We start from the raw sequence: 18,838 nt of genomic DNA, 5'->3' as shown, positions 1-18,838 counted from the left end.
AAGTTGTATGACATTACAAGAAATATTAGCTCAAGAAAATATATCCGAAAAGATAAAGCTAATCAAGCAGGCTAGAAAAACGCCTTTGCCTGATGTAGATCAACTCCGTAAAGATTGGGATCCGATGCTTCATGATGTTATGGATAAGGAAAAACGCCCTGATGAAATAAAAGTTATCAAGCCGGAAGAAAGAGATCCATTAACGAATAAGATTATAAAGATTGCTGTAACCAAAGAAGAACCGGTTAATCGTATTCCGTTACCACTCGAACAGGATATAGTCAATATTCATACTGCCTTTACTGTCGGTACAGAGCCTAACTTGACCTGTGAAACTGACGATGATAAAGAGAAAGAGCTTTTCAAAGTGGTTAAGACTATCGATCGCAAAAATAAAATTAAGTATCACAATAAACGCATTGTCCGATCTTGGTTGGCAGAAACAGAAGTTGCAGAGTATTGGTATACAGTTGAAGATAAAAGCTTCTGGAAACTTATTCTGAATAAAGTAAAATCAGCTTTTGGAGTTAAGGCTAATGCTACCCGCAAATTTAAGTGTGCTATTTGGTCTCCTTTTCGCGGAGATGTGCTTTATCCGTTTTTTGATGATGTGAATGATTACAAGGGGTTGGGGCGCGAATACAAGGTAAAACAGACTGACGGCACTGTCGTTAATTATTTTCAATTCGTAGATGATATGCATGTTTATTTGTGGGTGCAAAATGGTGCAGATTGGAAAGATGCGGATAAACATCCTTTCAGACATAACTTTCCTAAAAATCCAACAATATACAGTCCACGACCTGAATCGCTATGTGCAAAAATACGCCCTATCCGAAATCGTCTTGAGACTATTTTATCGAACTATGGTGATTGTATTGATTATAATTTCTTCCCGAAATTGGTCGCTATCGGTGAAGTGACAGGCAACAATCCAAAAGCAGCACGGGGAGGTATGGTTAAAGTCGAGAACGGTGGCGATCTTAAATATCTGTCCTGGCAGCAAACACCTGAAGCTGCAAAGTTGGAGATAGATACGTTGACAGAAAGAGTCTATTCGCTTACAAATACGCCTCGTATCAGTTTCGAGAACTTGCAAGGCTTAGGTAATGCTTTCTCCGGGGTGAGCTTCAAATATGCATTTATGGGGGCTCACATGGCCGTAGAGATGCACGCTGAAACTTTAGGCGAACATTTGCAACGTAGGTATAACTTCCTTGTGTCTGCTATCGGTTCGGTTAATACTGCGTATGCTGATGCAGCCGAAACAATAGATATAGATGTACAGATTGTGCCTTATATGATTGATTCCGTGTCAGAAAAAATAAAAGATGCATCTGATGCGGTGGGTTCTGGTATCGCATCAAGAAAGACTGGTATTATCCTTGCCGGACTAGTAGAAGAAGATGATATTGAAACGGAAATTGATGCAATCGAAGCCGATGAAGCAAAGAAAAATGAGTATAGTAATTATCCGATAGGAGGAAATGAAGAATGAAAAAAGGTAAAAAAATAAATGAATATATTTTCTATGCAATTTGCATAATATCATTATGGATTGTAATAACTACATCCATACAGAGAGAACAGAATAGAGGGTTGAGTGAAACGGAGCTATTTATGCTTATACCTAAATCTTTTGTATTGAATTTTGAACCATAAATTGAACCAACATGAACTCAATTGTATCATTTAGATTATGCAAGCTGTCAGATGAAGAACTACTCGAAAAGGTAGATAAAATGACAGATGAAATGTTCCAAAAGAGGGAAATACCCACAAGGCATATCCCTGCAAAACCTGATAGCGACTATGATTTATTGGTCGGTGAGTTGGTAATGAGATTTAATGAAAGAATAAAAAAAGATAACAAATGAAAGCAATCCTAAATTTCCTCCGCTCTCTATATCACAGAGAGAATAGACCAACGAGAAGATACAAAAGCGGTAAACGGAAGTCTATTTAATTATGAACCTACTTAAATTCAAAATATCACAAGCTCCCTCAATAGGTAGTAGATTATCTGTAAATATTCAGCCTCGCAAATGGTATATTGCTTGGTTGTGGGTAAAAGTGTTTACTAAAGCGTCATGTATGTGGGTGAAAGTATTCTTTAAAACTTTATTCGAAAAACAATGCTAACACAAGAAAGAGGTTATGGTTGTGGACTGTACTCAGTTGCAAATGTTATTAATTTAGAAAACTTCGTAACGGACGAACGATTAGAGCTAAGCAAAGCTGGCAACAATATTGGTCAAATTACGAACTGGTTATTTCAAGATGGTCACTCCTTTTGGATTGATACACTAAAATATACAGGGAAACTCGTTTCACTCCCGAAAATAGATATAAAATTTGAAAGTAACGTTCTTTACTGGCCTGCTCTTATTTCGATTCAAGCAACAAGGGAAAAAAACCACATGATAGGTATCAAGATGCATAACGGTGGGCGTTCAGGGCAAACGATAGAGGTTTGCGATAGTTTACTCGATGAACCTTTTTATCTCTATGACTGGACTGAATTGAAGTCTTATTACCCAAAGGTGTACGGATTATTCAGCTTTCGAGATTTCTATAATAAAGATATTTTCTTCTGTAATATATGAACAAATACGACAAAAAATATAAAGAAACTCAACTCCGAATACTAAAAGACCTCGAAAATATCTATGGCAATTTAGTAGATGATCTTGTCGTTGCTGCATCTTTAGCCGGTATTTCCGATAAAGAATACTTCTTATTCAAAAATCACCCTGCAATAAAAAAGAAAGCAGATGATTTGATTAATAAAGTCAATGTCCGGTTATTCTTGTATGTAAACAATCGCACTACGGAGGTCTGGGCTTTGTCAAATGAGAAGAACGATACTTTGGTAGATCAAGTATTCGGTAAAAGAAATAAAGTAACTCCAAGGGCTTTTAAACCACACAACGGAAAAGCTTTAAAAACTTTCAGAGAAAGCAAAATTAAAGGCTTGACCCTATCTGATAGGGTGTGGAACTCAAACGCTAATTTGAGAAATGAACTTGAATCTGCTTTGAATGCGGCTGTTAGCAATGGCCAGTCTGCGAAGTCTTTAGCGAAAGACATTAAAAAATATCTGTTAGATTCAAATTCACGGATTAGACGTGTTAGAGATAAATTCGGAGATTTAAGAGTTTCTCCAAAGGATTTGAAATTTAATCCGGGGCGTGGAGTCTACCGATCTTCCTATCAAAATGCCCTTCGTCTCGCAAGAAATGAAATTAATAGGGCTTACAGGGAGGCGGAGTATCTAAGATTTCAGCAAAACCCCGCTGTTATAGGCTATCGCATTCAAAATTCAAATAGAGTTGCCACAATATGTCCAATATGTACGGCTATGAATGGTCTTGTATTTCCTAAGACGTTTAAGTTTAGCGGATTTCACGTCATGTGCATGTGTGTTACCATCCCTATATTATGCTCTGATGAAGAATTTGATAGGATATTGGAAGATGAGAGCTATGTACCTAAACAACCGGAGATGCCAGTGATAGAATTATAGGTCTGTCTGCTCTTTCACTTCATTTTGCACGTCTTTGCCTTTCATTAGTAACAATTTGCAAGCTTCATCAATAGTCAAATTATTAGCTTTGGCGAACTGCTCAATAGTCGCCCGTAATTCTATTATTTCTTCTTGGATGCTCATAACTCAACCTCCTTTATTCCTAACTTATCTTCTAATTCTCTCTTATGCTTGCCCCAAGTTTCATCTTTGAGCGGGACCATAAGGAGCGTATTTTTAGCGCATAACCCCACTAAATAATCACAAGCGAGGGAAGCAATCGCACGACCTTGCACAGTTTTGAGGCCTGAAGCATCCACTTTATTGAAATCGACTTCTTTGCTTTCGAGTATTTCGACTGCTTTCAAATAGCCCTCTTTTACGGCTGCATTTACGTGCCGGTTGATAGGTTTATACGCCAATCTATCGTTAATGATTGAGATTGTCTCCTGTACCTGTTCATCGGTTGGCTTTTCTCCCTGCATATTCAGGAGTTCAGTCGTTTTTTGATATTGTTCTAATTCGGTCATGGTTATTGGCTATCTTCTATTTGGGAGTTCAATGAAATTTCGATTTTGGGAAACTATTATTTTACCTTCTGTCTCCAATTCATTTAAAGCTTCAATGAATATAGTTTGGGATACCGTAAAATCTTTACTATACATGTTATATATGTTAGCATAACGAGTAACACCTTTATATTCATTTTCTAGTTTTTGAATAATTGCTTCTTTGAAAAACTCTTTCGTATTCATATTTATTTCTCATTAAAAAGTTTAATTAAATCAGTTTCGGTTATACGTTTGGTTTCTCCCTGATATTCGATTAATATTTTCACTTCTGATCTTTCTTCAAGAAGCTCTATATAATCAACTCCAAGAGCGTTGGCAATATCTTTCACCTTTCCTATGGTGGGGTTTCCTGATAACGCAGCGTATAACGCCTGATAGGTTATATTCATCCTTTTCTCTGCGAGAATCTTTAGCGTTATGCCTTTTTCGTCGCAGATTGATTTTACTCTTTCTAATAACATATTTTCAAACTATAGTTTGATGCAAATATAGTACTTGTTTTCAAACTATAACTATATGTATTGATAAATAAATCAAAAAATAATTTGAAAATTTATTGAAAAATATTTGTGCATTTCAAATTATATATTGATATTTGTATAAAGAAAATAAAAACATAGTTTGAATTATTGATAACAACAGATATGAGAATAGCAAGTTCAACAAAAACAAGATTCGTAGTAGTAGATACAATCACAGGCAATGAAGTATCAGAAGTTCTAAGATTTGAAAGCGAAGCTTTAGAATTGATACCTGTCTACGAACAAGATGATAAAGAAGCTGGCTGTTACATAGCTAATTCATATAAAGTAGAAGCAGTAGAAGTAATCTAACAATATAATCACACGACAATGAAAACAAAAGAAGTATTAAGATCAGTAATGTCGCTCGCATGGCAATTTGTGCGTAGAAATGGTTTTTCTATGAGTGAAGCGTTAAAGGTAGCTTGGGTTAATATAAAACTGAAAATTGCTATGAAAAGTAAAATTGTGAAGTTCTACTTCAAAAAGGTAGATGGTTCGACTCGTGAAGCCTATGGCACACTTCAAGAATCTGTTTTGCCTGAAACAAAGGGCGAAAGAAAATCAAACGACACAGTACAAACATACTTCGATACAGAAGTACAAGAATATCGCTGTTTCAAGAAAGCAAATTATAATATTATAAATATATAGTAATGAAACAGATTTATCATTTCACAAATTATGATGAGTTTTTAGAAGAACTCAATTCGTACAAAGGTGACTTTTGCAAAATAATTAGATCGGGCAATGTCGCAGTCATAACCTTTAGAGATAGTAATGAGTTCGTTGCATGTTTGCAATATGTAAAATTATCAGAATCATGACGCTATTCAACCTACTTCAAACCAAACCTACCCTTTACGGCTATATCATGGTAAAGGGTAGTCAAAAGATAGGTTCTTTCAGACCTAAATACAATAAGTACACGAATACAATTCAGTATGTGTATTATACCGAGAAAGGCAATAGAGGTCAAGGCGGTTTTAGCCTCAATGTAGGTTATCACCTGTTAAACAAAGGTCAATTATCATTGAATCCCGAAAAGGGCAAAAGAGAAAATTATTTGTAAAAATATGGCACGATTAGATATAGAACGACAAAAAGAATTAGAACCTAAAAGAATGGCTTATGCAAAAGAGCAAATTCAAAAATTAGGTTATGAGATAAGCTTCGAGAATGATACAGAAATACGATTTGAGTTTAACGGCAATACCGTTAAGTTATTTCCTTATTCGGGTTGGCATACAGGTAAAGGTGTTATATCTGGGCGTGGATTAAATAAATTACTAAAACAAATAAGACAATAACATAATGGCAAATAAAGAATTATCCTCAATCGAAAAACGAGCGAAAGAATATGCTGAAAAATCAAATAAAGCTGTCGGCTTCCCAAATACAAATATAGCCCGACCTGTTGAACTCGGCTTCCTTTCAGGTGCAAATGTAATGAAAGGCAAAGCGGTTGCCGCTTTTGCTACATATTTAGAAAACTATTGTGGTTTAGATGCCTGCGAAAAAAGATATAAAGAGTTATTAAACGATTTTACGAAACAACTTGAAAAATAAATAATCATGACACATCAATTAAAAGTAAAGATTTTCAGAAGTAACGGTAGACTACAATTCGATTTTCAAGCATCAATAAACGAATGGCTTGCCGAAAACACCAAAGATGGCAAATGTGTAATTCTCAATATCCTGCAATCAGAATGCGAGAAAAACATAACTATCAGTATTTTTTACAACGAATATGTAGAAGAATGAGATATGAATTTACAATTATTTATAGAAACCTATCACCCATATTATAGCAGTAGCGATAATGTTGCGAGGTATTTAGATTTGGGTATGTATTTAAGTGGCGAAATGGAAGAGTCAGTTTTGTGGCACGATATGGCTCAATCAGACAGCGAACAGCTATTTATCGAGTTCTCTAATCTGCAAGATATATTATTTAAAGAAGCTTTTGAAAATTATAAAAACTTAAAGACATGAGCGAACTAACCCCCGATGATATCTGGTTCTGTGAACGTATGACAGATAGTCATTCTAATTCTGGTTATCTGGTAACGACTAAAACAGGCTTAAAAGGTAGGACTTATCACAAAGATAGTCTTATCAACGGCAAACAGCCTGTATATGTGGAAAAGGACGGTAAGGCGCTAAGGATGCTTTGCGATCTTGATAGCTTAACGTTGAATGGATTTATAGATTGAGATATGAAAAGTATTATTGATGTTTTCCGAATGGAAGAAGTGAGCAAAGAGACGCGAGCTAAAGTAATCATAAAACTAGGACGTGCCATAAATGACCAATATGCAATGAATATAACCGAAGGTCTTGTCTTTGAACTTGTGTCTATCCTTGACCCTGATAACGATATATTAACTGATAATCATTATTTAAGGCACAAATAGCAGAAAAGGTTTTATTGAATATAAATTGAAAATGAAATGAAAAAGATAGAAAGTAAAGACAAAGTGGATAAAGAAACGATTGATGTATATGACAGCATTAACGGTTTTGATGTAATGAAAGAACTTTTCCTATTTAAAGGCGAAGATCGTGTCTGTCGAGATATGAGAGTGGAATTTAAAGATTTATTAGATGCTGCTTTTATCCTATATGGATTGAAAGTAAACAGTACAAATAAATTGTATGTGTCTTTCTATCTTACACGGTTCTACAAAAAAGAAGGCCTTATTGCTCCTAATGGAAGAATTATTGCGCCTGTCTCGATATACGATGATATAAAAGCAATAAACGATAAATACAGGAGTACAACACCCCCATCGCTAAGATAAAACTCCGAAACACCCCACTAAAAGACACCCTGCTATAGAGTGTCTTTTTCTTTTTGCACCTACTCACAAACTAAAACAAAACTGTTTATTCCCCTCCTTTAAATTCCTTTCCTATACCTTTTATTGCAAGTAACTTAGTGGAAAATTGTAGTAAATGAGCGAGCTTGCAAACAAAGAAGATCTTATAAATAGCAAATTGAGTGAAATACTCAATGGGTATAATATTGTCAATGAGAAAGGGTATGTTCTCAGAAGCATACAATTCTCATTGATTTATCCTAGGCTAGCAAAAAGAATAGTTCAAAGATTGTATCCAAAATGTAAAGAATTTCAAATTGAAAAAAAGGACATAAAAGATGTATTAGGGAGAAAGTTCAATGTTATTGAAACATCAATATTGAGGAACCTCCCAACAATGGTAATAAAATATTTTTCAACAAGACATATGTTTGGAAATGGCGTTGAGGAAATATACGAAGTTATGTCGCTTGCCACTAAAGCAAATACAGTTATTGTTGATGTCAATGGAGATGCAGAGTGCATTGATGTGGTTTCTTACGTTTACTTTGGGAATATAATCCCAATAGAAGAAGCTAAATGTATTATCAATAAGCGAGGATTATCAGTTGTAGAAAAGAACGACAGTGGAACCGTGTTTGATAAATTCAGCAAAAAAAGCTTTAAGTATTTCGTGAAAGAAACAAAAGCGAAAGAACTGGATTAAAATATACATACATATAAAATAAGATAATTATAGCTAGGCGTGATTATTCCCAAATCGGGGGTAGTCACGCTTTTTTTATTTAATAAATCTTCATAAGCAATGAAAGAAAAAATCTTTAATGCACTAAAAACGGCAATTCTGGTCGGAGGAAAAACCTCTGTATCGGATGCTACAATTAACACTTATGTAGGTCTTATCGACGTTGAAAAAATCACCGATGAGAACCAAATTGCAGAAGCTATTAAGCCGTTTGTTCCTGTATTGCAAGCGGTACAAGCGAATATTAATAGTGTTGCTGCAAGTTCTGTTACAGCTAAAGAATCCGAGCTTAACAAAACTATCGAGGAATTGAAAAAATCAATCCCCGAACCAACAAAGAATCCTGACGTGGAAGTTCCCGAATGGCAAAAAGCTATTGAGGGGCTGACTGCAACGGTTCAAACCCTTGCATCTACCGTTGGAGCGCAACAAGCTGAAAAAACGCATGAAACGCTCTCTCAAAAACTAACAAGCCTACTTACCGAAAAGAAAGTGCCTGAATGGTACTCTTCTGACATATTGGATGGTCGGACTTTCAAAGACGAGAACGATGTAAATACTTGGGCTGAAAAAATCAGTACCAAATGGGGCGAACGCAATCAGGAACTTACAAACAACGGATTCAGAGAAACAGTGCCTCCGGGAAGTGGAAACGATGATGTGAAAGATTCTGAAATTATCGCAGCCGCTATTAATGCAGGTACAAGAAAAATTGTCGAACAACAAAATCAAAATTAATTATGCCAGCAGGATTTAAGTATAACCTGAATGCAGAACCGGTAATCGAAGAACTTTGCCGTTTTGAAACAGTCTTCCGTCATTCGGGAGGTTTCAATTTGGATGATTCTTCTTTGGTCGAAGGTTCTATCATTCCGGTATTAGCTCCTATTGCAGTGGATTTCGCCACTAGAAAAGTAAAGGTTGTTAAGAATGTTACCATAGTAGAAGCCGCTACTGCTACCGCCACAGAATACAAGATTGCTAAAAACTCCCTGGTTTCTGTGGGTATGTTTCTAGGAACAGGTTCAAAAGGCGCAGAGGTAACAGCCATTGATAAGACAAATGCAGATTACGACCTTATAACTGTCGGTGCTACAATCGGAGCAGCAGTTACAATAGACCAGGTTCTTTTTGAGTCTACAGCCGTAGGAGGATCAACTCCTAAAAACGTAGCTAACAAACTGAACTATGCACGTACTAAGGTAGAGCCGGGAGCGACTATCACAGCCGTTGGACGTGCTTACGAGATCATAGAAAGCAAGCTCAAACTTCCTATTTCGGACAAAGATAAAGCTTCTCTTGGTGATAATTTTATGTTTCAACCCCAATAAATTATAAGCTATGCAATTGACATTAGATAAATTATTCAACGATCCTAATATCGTTAAAGCGATAATTGACAGGGTAATGCAAACAAGATTAGATACCATCTATTGGAAGCGTTATCTTGACTTCGAACAAACAATGTCGCGTACATTCAAGACTTATCTTGGTACTGTGACAGGTGTTACAGCCGGTTCGATCATTGACCGAAACTCAAACAAACCACTTCGCGAACGCCGCGCTTTAGGGCAAGGTTACGGAGAGGTTGCTTATTTGGGTGACCGCTATCAGATGGATAACGACCGTTTGGATCAGTTGAAATCTTTGATTGATAAATACAATCAAGCAAAAACAGCCGACCAAATTGATGCTATGAACGCCATTATAGACTATATCACAGACGATTTGAGACAAGTTCTTCTTGCGCCTCATAAACGTATGGATATTGTTGTAGGTTCTTTGCGTTCAACAGGCAAAGCAGAAGTAAAACTTGCTGATAACCCACAAGGCATTGAATTGTTGGATATCGAGCTTCCAATGAAGTTTATAACTCCGGAAGTAGGTGAGCAAGCTAAATTCATTTCATTCTTGAAAGAATTGATAGAATCCCTCCGCGCAACTATCGGAGCTTTCTCTGTAATTGAGATGTCGCGTTCAACTTTTAATAAATATATCATCGGAGCATCCGAATTTGGTACTAACTACAAAATGATATTCGGTAGTGCTGAATTGGCACAATCAGGCGGTCTTATGACTGATGCTATGGCTAACCAGTTGTTCACAGGAATTGGATTGCCTCCTGTCCGAATAGTAGAAGAATATGTCGCAAAAACAGATGGTACAACTGTATCGACATTTGCGGATAAACGCATAACTCTTTTACAAGCCGACAAGATCGGCAAGATGATGTGGCACGAACCTTATGAGGCGAGCGATCCTGTACCGGGTAAAACCTATACACGTTCGGAAGGCGGTATGTATATATCTCAAGTAAGAACCGATGAAGGTCGTTTCATGGAGTACGGTGCTGAATGGATTCCAAACATCGCAGCTCCTCATAAGATGGTGAACATTGACCTTGCAAACTTCTCATGACAGTAAAAGATTACATAACAAGCAAATTTCAGCCTTTCGGAGTAAATTTCTCCGAAGCTGATATTGCTGATGTTGCTCTGTCTGGTGTTGATGTTGATTCTGAACTGACCAATGATAACAGGAAATCTGTTTACCTGTCAATGGTTCGGTTTATTATCCCTCAATTACTTCTTAGAGCAAAATCAATATCTGAAAGTGGATTTTCTGTATCATATGATACTAAAGACATACTTCAATATTACGCTTGGTTATGTAAGCAACTTGGTATAAAAGACGAATTGAATCAAAAACCGACTGTAACCTTTCTATAGTGTATTTCAAGCCTCATAAACTATATATCCATAAGGAAGGAGAATCTTATCAGGATGATGATGGCAACTGGCATACATCTGAGCCTTCAACCGAATATCTGTGTGATTGCTTTTTACATGATATTTCGATTAAGGAACAGGCCGGATTAGCCGGAGTTGGCGTAAAAGCCACAAAGAAGATCAATCTTGACAGAAATGATTCTTTGAAATTAGGGGATAAAGTAGAAGCTAGAGAAAAGAAAGATGACAGCGTTAGGGGTATAGGCTCAATCGTAGACATCAAGCATACAAGTAATATGGGCAATAATTATACTCAAATTCTTCTATGATAGCAACCAACGATATAAAAACCATCCTGTACAAAGCGGTTAAAGCTCATTACATTTTGGGAGCGTTCCCTGAAATATCAAAGGATAGGCACAAAGCCGTTACCGAACAAACGGTAAAGGAGAGGATTGTAGTTGTTGTTAATGCTACTGATAATAGCGATTGGCAGGGAACATATGCAAGAATATGCGTTTATGTGCCTAAAATAAAAGCAGGCACAGAATTATATCCCAATACATCACGATTGACAGAACTAGAAAGGGTATGTACTGAATTATTCTACAAAAGAACATTCATAGAGATCGAAGGTCAAACACTCTATTACAAATTAGAAGATATCGTTCAGGAAGATGATTCCGAAACATGGAGTGACTTTCTGAATGTGAGATTAAAAGTAACAAATCAAAATTTTAAATTATAAAATTATGCCAGAAATTTCAGGAATAGGAGTAAAGAAAATATACTATGGTCTTGCATTATCAACTGTAGCTACTCCATATGTAGATGGTGATACTACCACGGGATTATCACCATCCGAACTAAAAGCTTTCCTTGCTTTGGATACAACAAAACAAGTTAAGAATGTTCACGAAAATAATTGGAATTATGAGAAATCTCTACCATCAAAGTCTTATTATAAAAATAAGCTTACAGGTAAGAATTATCGAGGATCAACAGATGATCCGGGAGATTCTGTAATAACATTCTCTATCGGCAAATACGATTTTGAAACAAAAGCGGCTTTAGAAGGTGGGGGAGCAAGTGATACAAAATATTCAGCTCCGGATCAGTATACGCCATTAAGTTTAACTCTGGTCGCATTAACAGAAGATGGATGCTATATTGTTTATCCGAAAGCAGATATAGTTGCAGGAGGTGTTACCACTGATGACGCCGTTGCAATTTCAGTTCAAGCTACAGCTCTGGAGCCAGATATAGCCATTGAATCTGAGGCGTGGGTAATGAAATCTGCTGTTGACGCTGCTGCTAATCCATAACAAGAAATAACGATGTATAACTAAAATGGCAGGCGGTGTTTTCTGCCTGCCATTTTTTATTTAAGAATATGAACGAAGCGGCTCAATTAGTATCTGAAGCTCTCCTCGGGTTAGATTCAAAAACTATATTCATCTGTGGCAAAGCGTATGAGATTAAGCCCCCAACAATAAAAATAATGTGTTTAGGCCTGAATGAATGGGCTAAGATAGATTTGAATCTCAAAGAACAAACTAACTTATCATTAGCTATCCAAATTCCTGAAAATGCAAAACGTCAACTTAAAGGTATCAGCAAGTTTATTGCTGGAGACACTATTTATTCTGATAAAATTTATAACGAATGGGTAAATAATGAGCCAAGCGTAACACAAGAGGAATTAGACTTTGCGGTTGACACCATTTTAAGCCTGATAGACAAGGAAAAGGTTTTTCGAAGTGCGCAAGGGTGCTTGAGCGCAGCAAAAATAATAGCAAGACCCAAATAATAGGGGGTGATACGATGTTCGGCCAGATATCCTCTTTTATGGATAGTCTTCATCTGTCATACAAGGAAGTTTTTGAATTGATACCCTATCGAAATTTGGTAATGATGCAAGCAGATAAGCAAAGAGAGTCTACAGGAGATATAATAAGGCAATCGAGCAGTAGGGAAATTGCGGGAAACAGAATAAAAGGATGATAAACATTGATATAGACCTAAACGGATTAGATGATACCCTAAAAGAAATAGAAGCTTATGAACAGCGTTTTATATTTCGTTTGCAACGCATAGGTGAGCAATATGTCGCCACAGCCAGACAAAAAGGAAGCTATGATGATCATACAGGGAATCTACGAAATGCTAATTCTTACAGGCTTTATAAAGATGGAAGAGTATTATTCCAAAGCATCGGATCGTCTATAACTGGCGAATTCTTAGATAACTATATCACTGGAATAGGATTAGAGCTTGTGTGTGGTAACGGAATGGAGTATTGCACCTATGTAGAGGGAAAAGGTTACGACGTGGTTAGTAGTGGGTTTTTGAAGGCAGAATCAGAAGCAAGAAAAATATAAAATATGGCAGTATCGGCAATCAATATAAAGGCTAACGCCCAAGAGGTTATTAACCTTAGGAAGAGGATGGAGGAGCTAAAGGCAACCTTGCAAGGTATGAGAAGGCAAGATAATACTAGACTATATGATAGGCTTAATAATGAATTGCAGCAATCAACCATCAGATACAACAAGTTAACGACTGAAATACAGCAATATGTGTCGCAGCAAAACAGGGCATCGAAAGCTACCGATAACGCCTCCAATAGTTTATTGAATTATATTAAAAAAGGTGCTGCTTTAGCCGGTATTACCTTCGGGCTGGATAAGATAAAAGATTTAGGATCGGAAATCATCAATGTTCGTAATCAGTTTCAACAACTGGAGATTGCTTTCGGCACCATGCTGAAAAGCGAAGAGAAAGCAGCCGTCTTGATGAAAGACCTTACTAAGTTTGCCGCTGAGACTCCATTCGGATTGCAATCGGCAGCATCAGGAGCAAAACAGCTTCTTGCTTACGGCTCAACGGCTGAAACTGTCATTAAAGAGATGACTATGCTCGGAGATGTGGCAGCCGGTACAGGTCAACAATTAAATGATCTTGTTTACTTGTATGGAACACTAAGAACGCAGGGGCGCGCTTATTTAATGGATATCCGCCAGTTTGCCGGGCGCGGTATTCCTATTTATGATGAATTGGCAAAAGTTCTCAGTACTTCGAAAGATAAAGTAAATGATTTTGTATCTGCCGGTAAGGTAGGATTCAAGGAGATTGAGCAGGCTTTCAAAAACATGACAGCTCAGGGCGGCTTATATGGAGGATTGATGGAGCAGCAATCTGCATCTATCGGGGGTCGATTGGAAGCTTTAAAAGATAATATAGATTCTATATTTAATCAGATAGGGAAAGATAGCGAAGGTATTATTTACAAATCTATAGATGGCATAAATACTCTTGTTGAAAACTATGAGAAAGTTGGTAAAATATTAGTCGGATTAGTTGCCACTTATGGAATATATCGTACAGCATTAATCGTAAATGCAATAGCTACTCAGTCATTAGCTACAACACAATTCCAATTAGGGGCTGTACTTGCCAGAGTGCAAAAAATATGGCAAGCTGTTACTGCGACAATGTCAATAAATCCGTATGTATTAATGGCTACGGCTATAACTGGATTAGTTGTTACTGTATGGGCACTTAATGATGCAACTACAGCTCAGGAAAGTGCTCAAAATAATCTAAACAAAATAGTAAACGAAGCTAAATCAAAAAAAGATGAACTTGGAAGTAAATCTTCTGAACTAATCAATATTATAAATTCAGAAACTAAATCTATACATGAACAAATACTCGCTTATAAAGAATTACAAAAAGAACATCAAAAATATTTAGGGAATAAATCTTTTTCAGAATTTAAGAATCTGTCTTTAAAAGAACAGCAACAGATAATAGATCAATCTGCTTTTGAGCTATCAGGGGATGTTATAAATGAAACTATAACCAAATATACTCAAATACTGGATAAACTTAGCACGAGTAGCGGAACAGGATTAAAGGGAGTAAACGAAAGTGTAGCTGTCTTAAAAGAAATAAGCAAAGAACTTGAGATTGAAGGTGCATCAGCCGAATATGTAAGAAATACGTTAAGAAATACATTAAAATTATTGAAAGATGAAAAAGACAAAAGAGAAGAAGCCAGAAAAGAAGCTGAACTTATGTCTTTGCCAGAATACGAGCGAAAAAAAGTACTTGAAGAGCAATTAAAAAAACTAGAGGATCAAAAATCATTAATTGAAAAGCAGATACCACAAATAAGTAGTGTTAAAGATGAATGGAATAAATTCAATCCGTTATTTGTGACTCTGAACAATCAGTTGGGTGACATTTTATTTAAAATTGAAGATACAAAAAATAAACTTTCGAATAAACCTGTTACAAAAAATAAATCTTTTTGGGAGAAAGAGAAAAAAGATGCAGAAGATGCTCTAGCGCTAATGGATGAAACCGAAAAGGGCTCAAAAGAATGGAAAAAACAGGTAAATAAACTAAATACATCAAAGGTAAAATTAGGTATTTGGGATTTCTCTGGTAAATCTCAACGATCCGGGGAATCTGCCGCAAAAAAACGTATTGAGGCTCAACAATGGCTATTAAACAAACAGAAAGAGTTAAGCAATGAACAAATAAAAACTTCTTTAGAATTGGAACAAAAGCAATTGGATGTTGAGCAAGACAGCTTCGATAAACGGCGAAAGCAAAATGAACTGAATCATAAAAAAGAGCTTCTTTCTATAGCTGAATTTGAAGCCAATAAATACAAAGCACAACAGGAGACAGCTAAACAAATATATGTGAGTGAAACAGGATCAAGTGAAGGTTTTAATTTTGCTACATTTGATAAATCTAAGTTACCATCTGAACTTAGCAATGAAGCTCTAACAACGCAGGTTAATGCATTAAAAGATGTTGCTAAAAAATCGTATGCCAACGCGAACAATGAGATATCCAAAGAATATAATACATTCATTCAGGAAGAACGTTTGCGCTTTGCCTCACAGTTACAACAACAGATCGCTGATATAAATTCTCATTATACCGAACGATTAAAACTTGTTAAAAAAGGCTCTGAGGACGAGAGGTTATTGACAAATAATAGGGATAAGGAAGTTCGGCTAGTAAGGCTTCAATCTACTCAAAAACAACTTGAATTTGAAGCGCAGTACAATCAGAAATGGCAGGATTTAATAAATGATAGATATGTATTTGAATCAGATAAGCAGGCAGCATCCCTAAAACAGCAAATATCTGACCAAAAAAAGATATTTAATAATCTTGAAAAGCAGGTATTCCAAGACCCAAATAATGATGAATTAGCCAGACAATTAAGGGAAGCTTACATCCAATTAAAGATTTTAAATAAAGAATTAAAAAAAACAGAGGGTCAAAAATTAAGAGAAATAGCAGATATAGTTTCTGAGGTAGCAAATTCTTTAGGTGAAATTACTGGAACTGATTTAAGTATATTAAGTGATGCTGTATCAGGTATAGCTTCATTTGCTTCTGGCGACTATTTGGGGGCAGCTTCTGCAGGACTAAGCATCGTTTCAGGATTTATATCCGGAATACTTAATAAGGGAGAACAAGAAGCTCAAATCAAGCGTGAACTGCTAAAACTGCAGCAAGAATATAATATTTCGCTGCGCCAGCAGAATTACGACCTGATAAGCTCAATAGATTATGCCCGTGCCTTCCGTGATAATCTGGAAGCATTGTATTGGCTGGTTGAGAAAGGTTTTATTTCTGATACGGATTATACGGTATGGGAGGCTCTGAACAGGCAATCGGAGGTTCTGGACGAAAATATATTAGCTGCACAAAAAGATTTTGATAATCTGAATAAAAAAGCAAATGATATTCTGAATGGAGCATATAATGATTTTGCAGACGGTGTTGCAGGAAAAATCGGGAATTGGGGCAAAACTATAGTCCCTGTCCTTAAAGATTGGAAAAATGGCACAATAGATACTACGGAAGCCTTAAGAAGACTTTCTGCTGCAGGAGTTTCAGGAGTTGGTGATTTGGCTGAACAATTAAGCAGCGCAAAAGACGAAACTCTCCAATTAGGAGAACAGATTGTTGAATTAAGCCAGCAGATGGATGAGTTTGCTACAGGTAATTCGTTCGATGGATTTCTCGGTGATGCTATGTCGGCCATTGAAAGCATGATGATGGGGGTTTCCGAATTGGGAGACTTTACGGAGGATACGCTAAAAAAGGCTGTATTGTCTTCATTTAAATATAAGATTCTTGCAGGTGCGTTAGAACCATTATATGATAAACTCACAGATATATTCCTTGTTGATGAAATAGATAAAAATGCAGTAAAAGACTGGAGTGAAGAATTCAATAAGGTTATAAAGGAAGCTAGTGATAAATTAGGAATTACTTTAGATACTTTAGGATTAGATTTAAACGACAATTCAACATCTCAACAAGCATCATCCGGAAGATTTGAAACGATGTCACAAGATACTGGAGACGCTTTAGAAGGGCGTTTCACAGCTATGCAAATGAGTTTAATATCCATAGATGAAAATGTAAAACATATAGCCCAATGGAACCAACCTGTCAGCGATAAGTTAAGTTTTAGTTCTATGTCAGTCCCGATGCTATCTTTAAATGAATCTTCTTTACGAATAGAACGTATGATAGAGGAAAACAGAAATATTGCTATTAATTCTTATTATGAACTAAAAGACATTAACACTAATACCAAGCAGTTGTATGATATCAATGATAAGATGGGTGAACTAAACAAAAAGCTTAATTAGTCATGAGAAAAGACAATCTATTATACATAAACGGAAAAGATGCCTGGCTAACATGGTCGGCCATGCTGGTTGATGATTCGTATGATAATTTACTTCTTCCTGCTGGACAAAAAGCATATATAGAGAATAATTCACGTAGTCAGTCAGGAAAACAAATCTTTTTCTCGAATCCAAAGCAAGCGGATCGGAATGTACAGCTTATGTTTTGTATAACCTGTGATTCAAAACAAGATTATTTTAATAAATATCATTCTCTTATAGCCGAAATGAGAAAAGGATTATTTGAATTGAAGGTAATTCCTCTTTCGACAATTTATAGAGTTTACCTGCCGGAGAATGGTTTTTTAAGCCTTTCATCCGGAATCGGATTTCGTGAAGGCAAATTTTCTGTACGGTTGAATGAACCCAATCCGGCCAACAGGCAAAGCACCCTTCTTACGGCTTATGTATTATCATCCCTTGGCAAAGTTCTCACATTACAAGGTAAAATATTAACAACAAAATAGAATAATAATATGGTAACAAATATTGAAAATCTGGAATTTAAGGAAATCACAGACATAACAATTACCGAACAAAAAGAAGGATTTCATGCTATTGGCTATGATAGTGTCGGAAATGATAAGGCTTATCCATTAGGCAATCTTATAACAGAAGATGAGGTTGATAAAAAGCTAAGAAGTAAAGCCGAAAACAAAGAATTAGAAATTGTACGAAAAGATATTAACACATTAAAATCGACCAAAGCCGACCAATTTGCATTAAACACAACCAATTCGGAAGTAGAAGATTTAAAAGAGGGAAAACTTGATAAAACTGAATTTGAAGATTATAAAGACACAAAACAGCACGATAAAGGATATTTTTCTACAGAAGAGGCATTGATAGAAGCGCATCCATCTCCTGTTGCTGGGGATAATGCTAATGTAGCAGGAATCATGTATGAATGCAAAAGTGATGGAATATGGATTAGCACAGGACAAGCAGCCCCTACCCCTGAGTTATACTTAGGGGAATATGTAAAAAAAGAAGATATAGATTTACAGGCTTCACAATGCTTACGTATTATATCGAATAGTGAGTATCTTTTTGCTATCATAGACGCTTCAACGGCTATTCTTTGCGGTTTTCGCCGTAACGGAGAAATCTATGTCGCCAAAGGCATGCCCGAAGATACCAAAGCAGCCCTTAAGCTAAAACTTAACTATACAGATGTTGTAAACGT

31 protein-coding genes are annotated in these 18,838 nt (G+C 36.2%); 27 read left to right on the top strand and 4 right to left on the bottom strand.

Going from position 1 to position 18,838, the window contains the following annotated elements; all coding sequences use genetic code 11:
- The first annotated feature begins 7 nt into the window (after positions 1 to 7).
- The 4 genes from D0T84_RS00865 (at position 8) to D0T84_RS00850 (ending at position 3,526) form a co-directional block, all read left to right on the top strand.
- The gene (locus tag D0T84_RS00865) at positions 8 to 1,498 is read left to right on the top strand and encodes a phage portal protein (RefSeq protein ID WP_163304960.1); all 1,491 of its coding nucleotides are present in this window, start codon (positions 8 to 10) and stop codon (positions 1,496 to 1,498) included.
- 175 nt (positions 1,499 to 1,673) lie between these two features.
- Positions 1,674 to 1,877 carry a hypothetical protein gene (locus D0T84_RS00860; protein WP_163304958.1) on the top strand — a complete coding sequence of 68 codons (204 nt, stop codon included), beginning with the start codon at positions 1,674 to 1,676 and terminating at the stop codon, positions 1,875 to 1,877.
- A 258-nt stretch (positions 1,878 to 2,135) separates the two neighbouring features.
- Positions 2,136 to 2,606, top strand: coding sequence for a hypothetical protein (locus tag D0T84_RS00855; RefSeq protein WP_163304950.1), 471 nt, complete (start codon positions 2,136 to 2,138; stop codon positions 2,604 to 2,606).
- Positions 2,603 to 3,526, top strand: coding sequence for a hypothetical protein (locus D0T84_RS00850; protein ID WP_163304948.1), 924 nt, complete (start codon positions 2,603 to 2,605; stop codon positions 3,524 to 3,526). The genes D0T84_RS00855 and D0T84_RS00850 overlap by 4 nt, the downstream gene beginning before the upstream one ends.
- Here D0T84_RS00850 and D0T84_RS00845 read toward each other — a convergent pair.
- The 4 genes from D0T84_RS00845 to D0T84_RS00830 are packed head-to-tail and all read right to left on the bottom strand — an operon-like array spanning position 3,521 to position 4,559.
- Entirely contained in the window at positions 3,521 to 3,670 is a 150-nt protein-coding gene (locus D0T84_RS00845; RefSeq protein WP_163304946.1) for a hypothetical protein, read from the bottom strand. The genes D0T84_RS00850 and D0T84_RS00845 overlap by 6 nt on opposite strands.
- Positions 3,667 to 4,056, bottom strand: a complete 390-nt coding sequence (locus D0T84_RS00840; protein WP_163304944.1) for a hypothetical protein — start codon at positions 4,054 to 4,056, stop codon at positions 3,667 to 3,669. Before D0T84_RS00840 ends, D0T84_RS00845 begins: the two co-directional genes overlap by 4 nt.
- 9 nt (positions 4,057 to 4,065) lie before the next feature.
- Complete coding sequence (locus tag D0T84_RS00835; protein ID WP_163304942.1) at positions 4,066 to 4,281, bottom strand: hypothetical protein; 216 nt, start codon at positions 4,279 to 4,281, stop codon at positions 4,066 to 4,068.
- 2 nt (positions 4,282 to 4,283) lie between these two features.
- On the bottom strand, positions 4,284 to 4,559 hold the full coding sequence (locus tag D0T84_RS00830; protein WP_163304941.1) for a helix-turn-helix domain-containing protein: 276 nt from the start codon (positions 4,557 to 4,559) through the stop codon (positions 4,284 to 4,286).
- A gap of 183 nt (positions 4,560 to 4,742) precedes the next feature.
- Here D0T84_RS00830 and D0T84_RS00825 point away from each other — a divergent pair, with 183 nt between their 5' ends.
- The 23 genes from D0T84_RS00825 to D0T84_RS00715 all read left to right on the top strand — a co-directional run.
- On the top strand, positions 4,743 to 4,931 hold the full coding sequence (locus D0T84_RS00825) for a hypothetical protein (protein ID WP_163304939.1): 189 nt from the start codon (positions 4,743 to 4,745) through the stop codon (positions 4,929 to 4,931).
- Between the two features lie 18 nt (positions 4,932 to 4,949).
- Positions 4,950 to 5,273, top strand: coding sequence for an SH3 beta-barrel fold-containing protein (locus D0T84_RS00820; protein ID WP_163304937.1), 324 nt, complete (start codon positions 4,950 to 4,952; stop codon positions 5,271 to 5,273).
- 169 nt (positions 5,274 to 5,442) lie between these two features.
- The gene (locus D0T84_RS00815; RefSeq protein ID WP_163304935.1) at positions 5,443 to 5,691 is read left to right on the top strand and encodes a hypothetical protein; all 249 of its coding nucleotides are present in this window, start codon (positions 5,443 to 5,445) and stop codon (positions 5,689 to 5,691) included.
- 4 nt (positions 5,692 to 5,695) lie between these two features.
- Entirely contained in the window at positions 5,696 to 5,929 is a 234-nt protein-coding gene (locus D0T84_RS00810; RefSeq protein WP_163304932.1) for a hypothetical protein, read from the top strand.
- Positions 5,930 to 5,933: 4 nt separating this feature from the next.
- The gene (locus D0T84_RS00805) at positions 5,934 to 6,188 is read left to right on the top strand and encodes a hypothetical protein (protein WP_163304930.1); all 255 of its coding nucleotides are present in this window, start codon (positions 5,934 to 5,936) and stop codon (positions 6,186 to 6,188) included.
- Positions 6,189 to 6,194: 6 nt separating this feature from the next.
- Complete coding sequence (locus tag D0T84_RS00800) at positions 6,195 to 6,386, top strand: hypothetical protein (protein WP_163304928.1); 192 nt, start codon at positions 6,195 to 6,197, stop codon at positions 6,384 to 6,386.
- A gap of 3 nt (positions 6,387 to 6,389) precedes the next feature.
- Positions 6,390 to 6,617: a hypothetical protein gene (locus tag D0T84_RS00795; protein ID WP_163304927.1), complete on the top strand. Its 228-nt coding sequence runs from the start codon at positions 6,390 to 6,392 to the stop codon at positions 6,615 to 6,617.
- The gene (locus D0T84_RS00790; RefSeq protein WP_163304925.1) at positions 6,614 to 6,838 is read left to right on the top strand and encodes a hypothetical protein; all 225 of its coding nucleotides are present in this window, start codon (positions 6,614 to 6,616) and stop codon (positions 6,836 to 6,838) included. The genes D0T84_RS00795 and D0T84_RS00790 overlap by 4 nt, the downstream gene beginning before the upstream one ends.
- A gap of 3 nt (positions 6,839 to 6,841) precedes the next feature.
- Positions 6,842 to 7,039, top strand: a complete 198-nt coding sequence (locus D0T84_RS00785; RefSeq protein ID WP_163304923.1) for a hypothetical protein — start codon at positions 6,842 to 6,844, stop codon at positions 7,037 to 7,039.
- Between the two features lie 36 nt (positions 7,040 to 7,075).
- Positions 7,076 to 7,426, top strand: a complete 351-nt coding sequence (locus D0T84_RS00780) for a hypothetical protein (RefSeq protein WP_163304921.1) — start codon at positions 7,076 to 7,078, stop codon at positions 7,424 to 7,426.
- A 154-nt stretch (positions 7,427 to 7,580) separates the two neighbouring features.
- The gene (locus D0T84_RS00775) at positions 7,581 to 8,150 is read left to right on the top strand and encodes a hypothetical protein (RefSeq protein WP_163304919.1); all 570 of its coding nucleotides are present in this window, start codon (positions 7,581 to 7,583) and stop codon (positions 8,148 to 8,150) included.
- Between the two features lie 99 nt (positions 8,151 to 8,249).
- On the top strand, positions 8,250 to 8,927 hold the full coding sequence (locus D0T84_RS00770) for a hypothetical protein (RefSeq protein ID WP_163304917.1): 678 nt from the start codon (positions 8,250 to 8,252) through the stop codon (positions 8,925 to 8,927).
- A 2-nt stretch (positions 8,928 to 8,929) separates the two neighbouring features.
- Positions 8,930 to 9,520 carry a head fiber protein gene (locus D0T84_RS00765; protein ID WP_163304915.1) on the top strand — a complete coding sequence of 197 codons (591 nt, stop codon included), beginning with the start codon at positions 8,930 to 8,932 and terminating at the stop codon, positions 9,518 to 9,520.
- Positions 9,521 to 9,530: 10 nt separating this feature from the next.
- A complete protein-coding gene (locus D0T84_RS00760; RefSeq protein ID WP_163304913.1) occupies positions 9,531 to 10,607 on the top strand; it encodes a hypothetical protein in 1,077 nt (358 codons plus the stop codon).
- On the top strand, positions 10,604 to 10,918 hold the full coding sequence (locus D0T84_RS00755; protein ID WP_163304911.1) for a DUF6706 family protein: 315 nt from the start codon (positions 10,604 to 10,606) through the stop codon (positions 10,916 to 10,918). The genes D0T84_RS00760 and D0T84_RS00755 overlap by 4 nt, the downstream gene beginning before the upstream one ends.
- A complete protein-coding gene (locus D0T84_RS00750; RefSeq protein WP_163304909.1) occupies positions 10,918 to 11,247 on the top strand; it encodes a hypothetical protein in 330 nt (109 codons plus the stop codon). The genes D0T84_RS00755 and D0T84_RS00750 overlap by 1 nt, the downstream gene beginning before the upstream one ends.
- Positions 11,244 to 11,666 carry a hypothetical protein gene (locus tag D0T84_RS00745; RefSeq protein WP_163304907.1) on the top strand — a complete coding sequence of 141 codons (423 nt, stop codon included), beginning with the start codon at positions 11,244 to 11,246 and terminating at the stop codon, positions 11,664 to 11,666. Before D0T84_RS00750 ends, D0T84_RS00745 begins: the two co-directional genes overlap by 4 nt.
- 4 nt (positions 11,667 to 11,670) lie before the next feature.
- Entirely contained in the window at positions 11,671 to 12,243 is a 573-nt protein-coding gene (locus D0T84_RS00740) for a hypothetical protein (RefSeq protein ID WP_163304905.1), read from the top strand.
- Between the two features lie 68 nt (positions 12,244 to 12,311).
- Positions 12,312 to 12,728 (top strand): hypothetical protein, encoded by a 417-nt coding sequence (locus D0T84_RS00735; RefSeq protein WP_163304903.1) that lies wholly within the window; start codon positions 12,312 to 12,314, stop codon positions 12,726 to 12,728.
- A gap of 190 nt (positions 12,729 to 12,918) precedes the next feature.
- Positions 12,919 to 13,299 carry a hypothetical protein gene (locus tag D0T84_RS00730; RefSeq protein WP_163304901.1) on the top strand — a complete coding sequence of 127 codons (381 nt, stop codon included), beginning with the start codon at positions 12,919 to 12,921 and terminating at the stop codon, positions 13,297 to 13,299.
- A gap of 3 nt (positions 13,300 to 13,302) precedes the next feature.
- Positions 13,303 to 17,613 carry a tape measure protein gene (locus tag D0T84_RS00725; RefSeq protein WP_163304899.1) on the top strand — a complete coding sequence of 1,437 codons (4,311 nt, stop codon included), beginning with the start codon at positions 13,303 to 13,305 and terminating at the stop codon, positions 17,611 to 17,613.
- Positions 17,614 to 17,615: 2 nt separating this feature from the next.
- The gene (locus D0T84_RS00720) at positions 17,616 to 18,119 is read left to right on the top strand and encodes a hypothetical protein (protein WP_163304898.1); all 504 of its coding nucleotides are present in this window, start codon (positions 17,616 to 17,618) and stop codon (positions 18,117 to 18,119) included.
- A gap of 9 nt (positions 18,120 to 18,128) precedes the next feature.
- A partial coding sequence (locus D0T84_RS00715; protein ID WP_163304896.1) for a hypothetical protein occupies positions 18,129 to 18,838 on the top strand: 710 nt, incomplete at its 3' end.

This window comes from Dysgonomonas sp. 521 (genome assembly GCF_010501055.1).
GTDB lineage: Bacteria > Bacteroidota > Bacteroidia > Bacteroidales > Dysgonomonadaceae > Dysgonomonas.
Note: the sequence above shows the minus strand (reverse complement) of the source record. Positions and strands in the feature narration are given on the sequence as shown.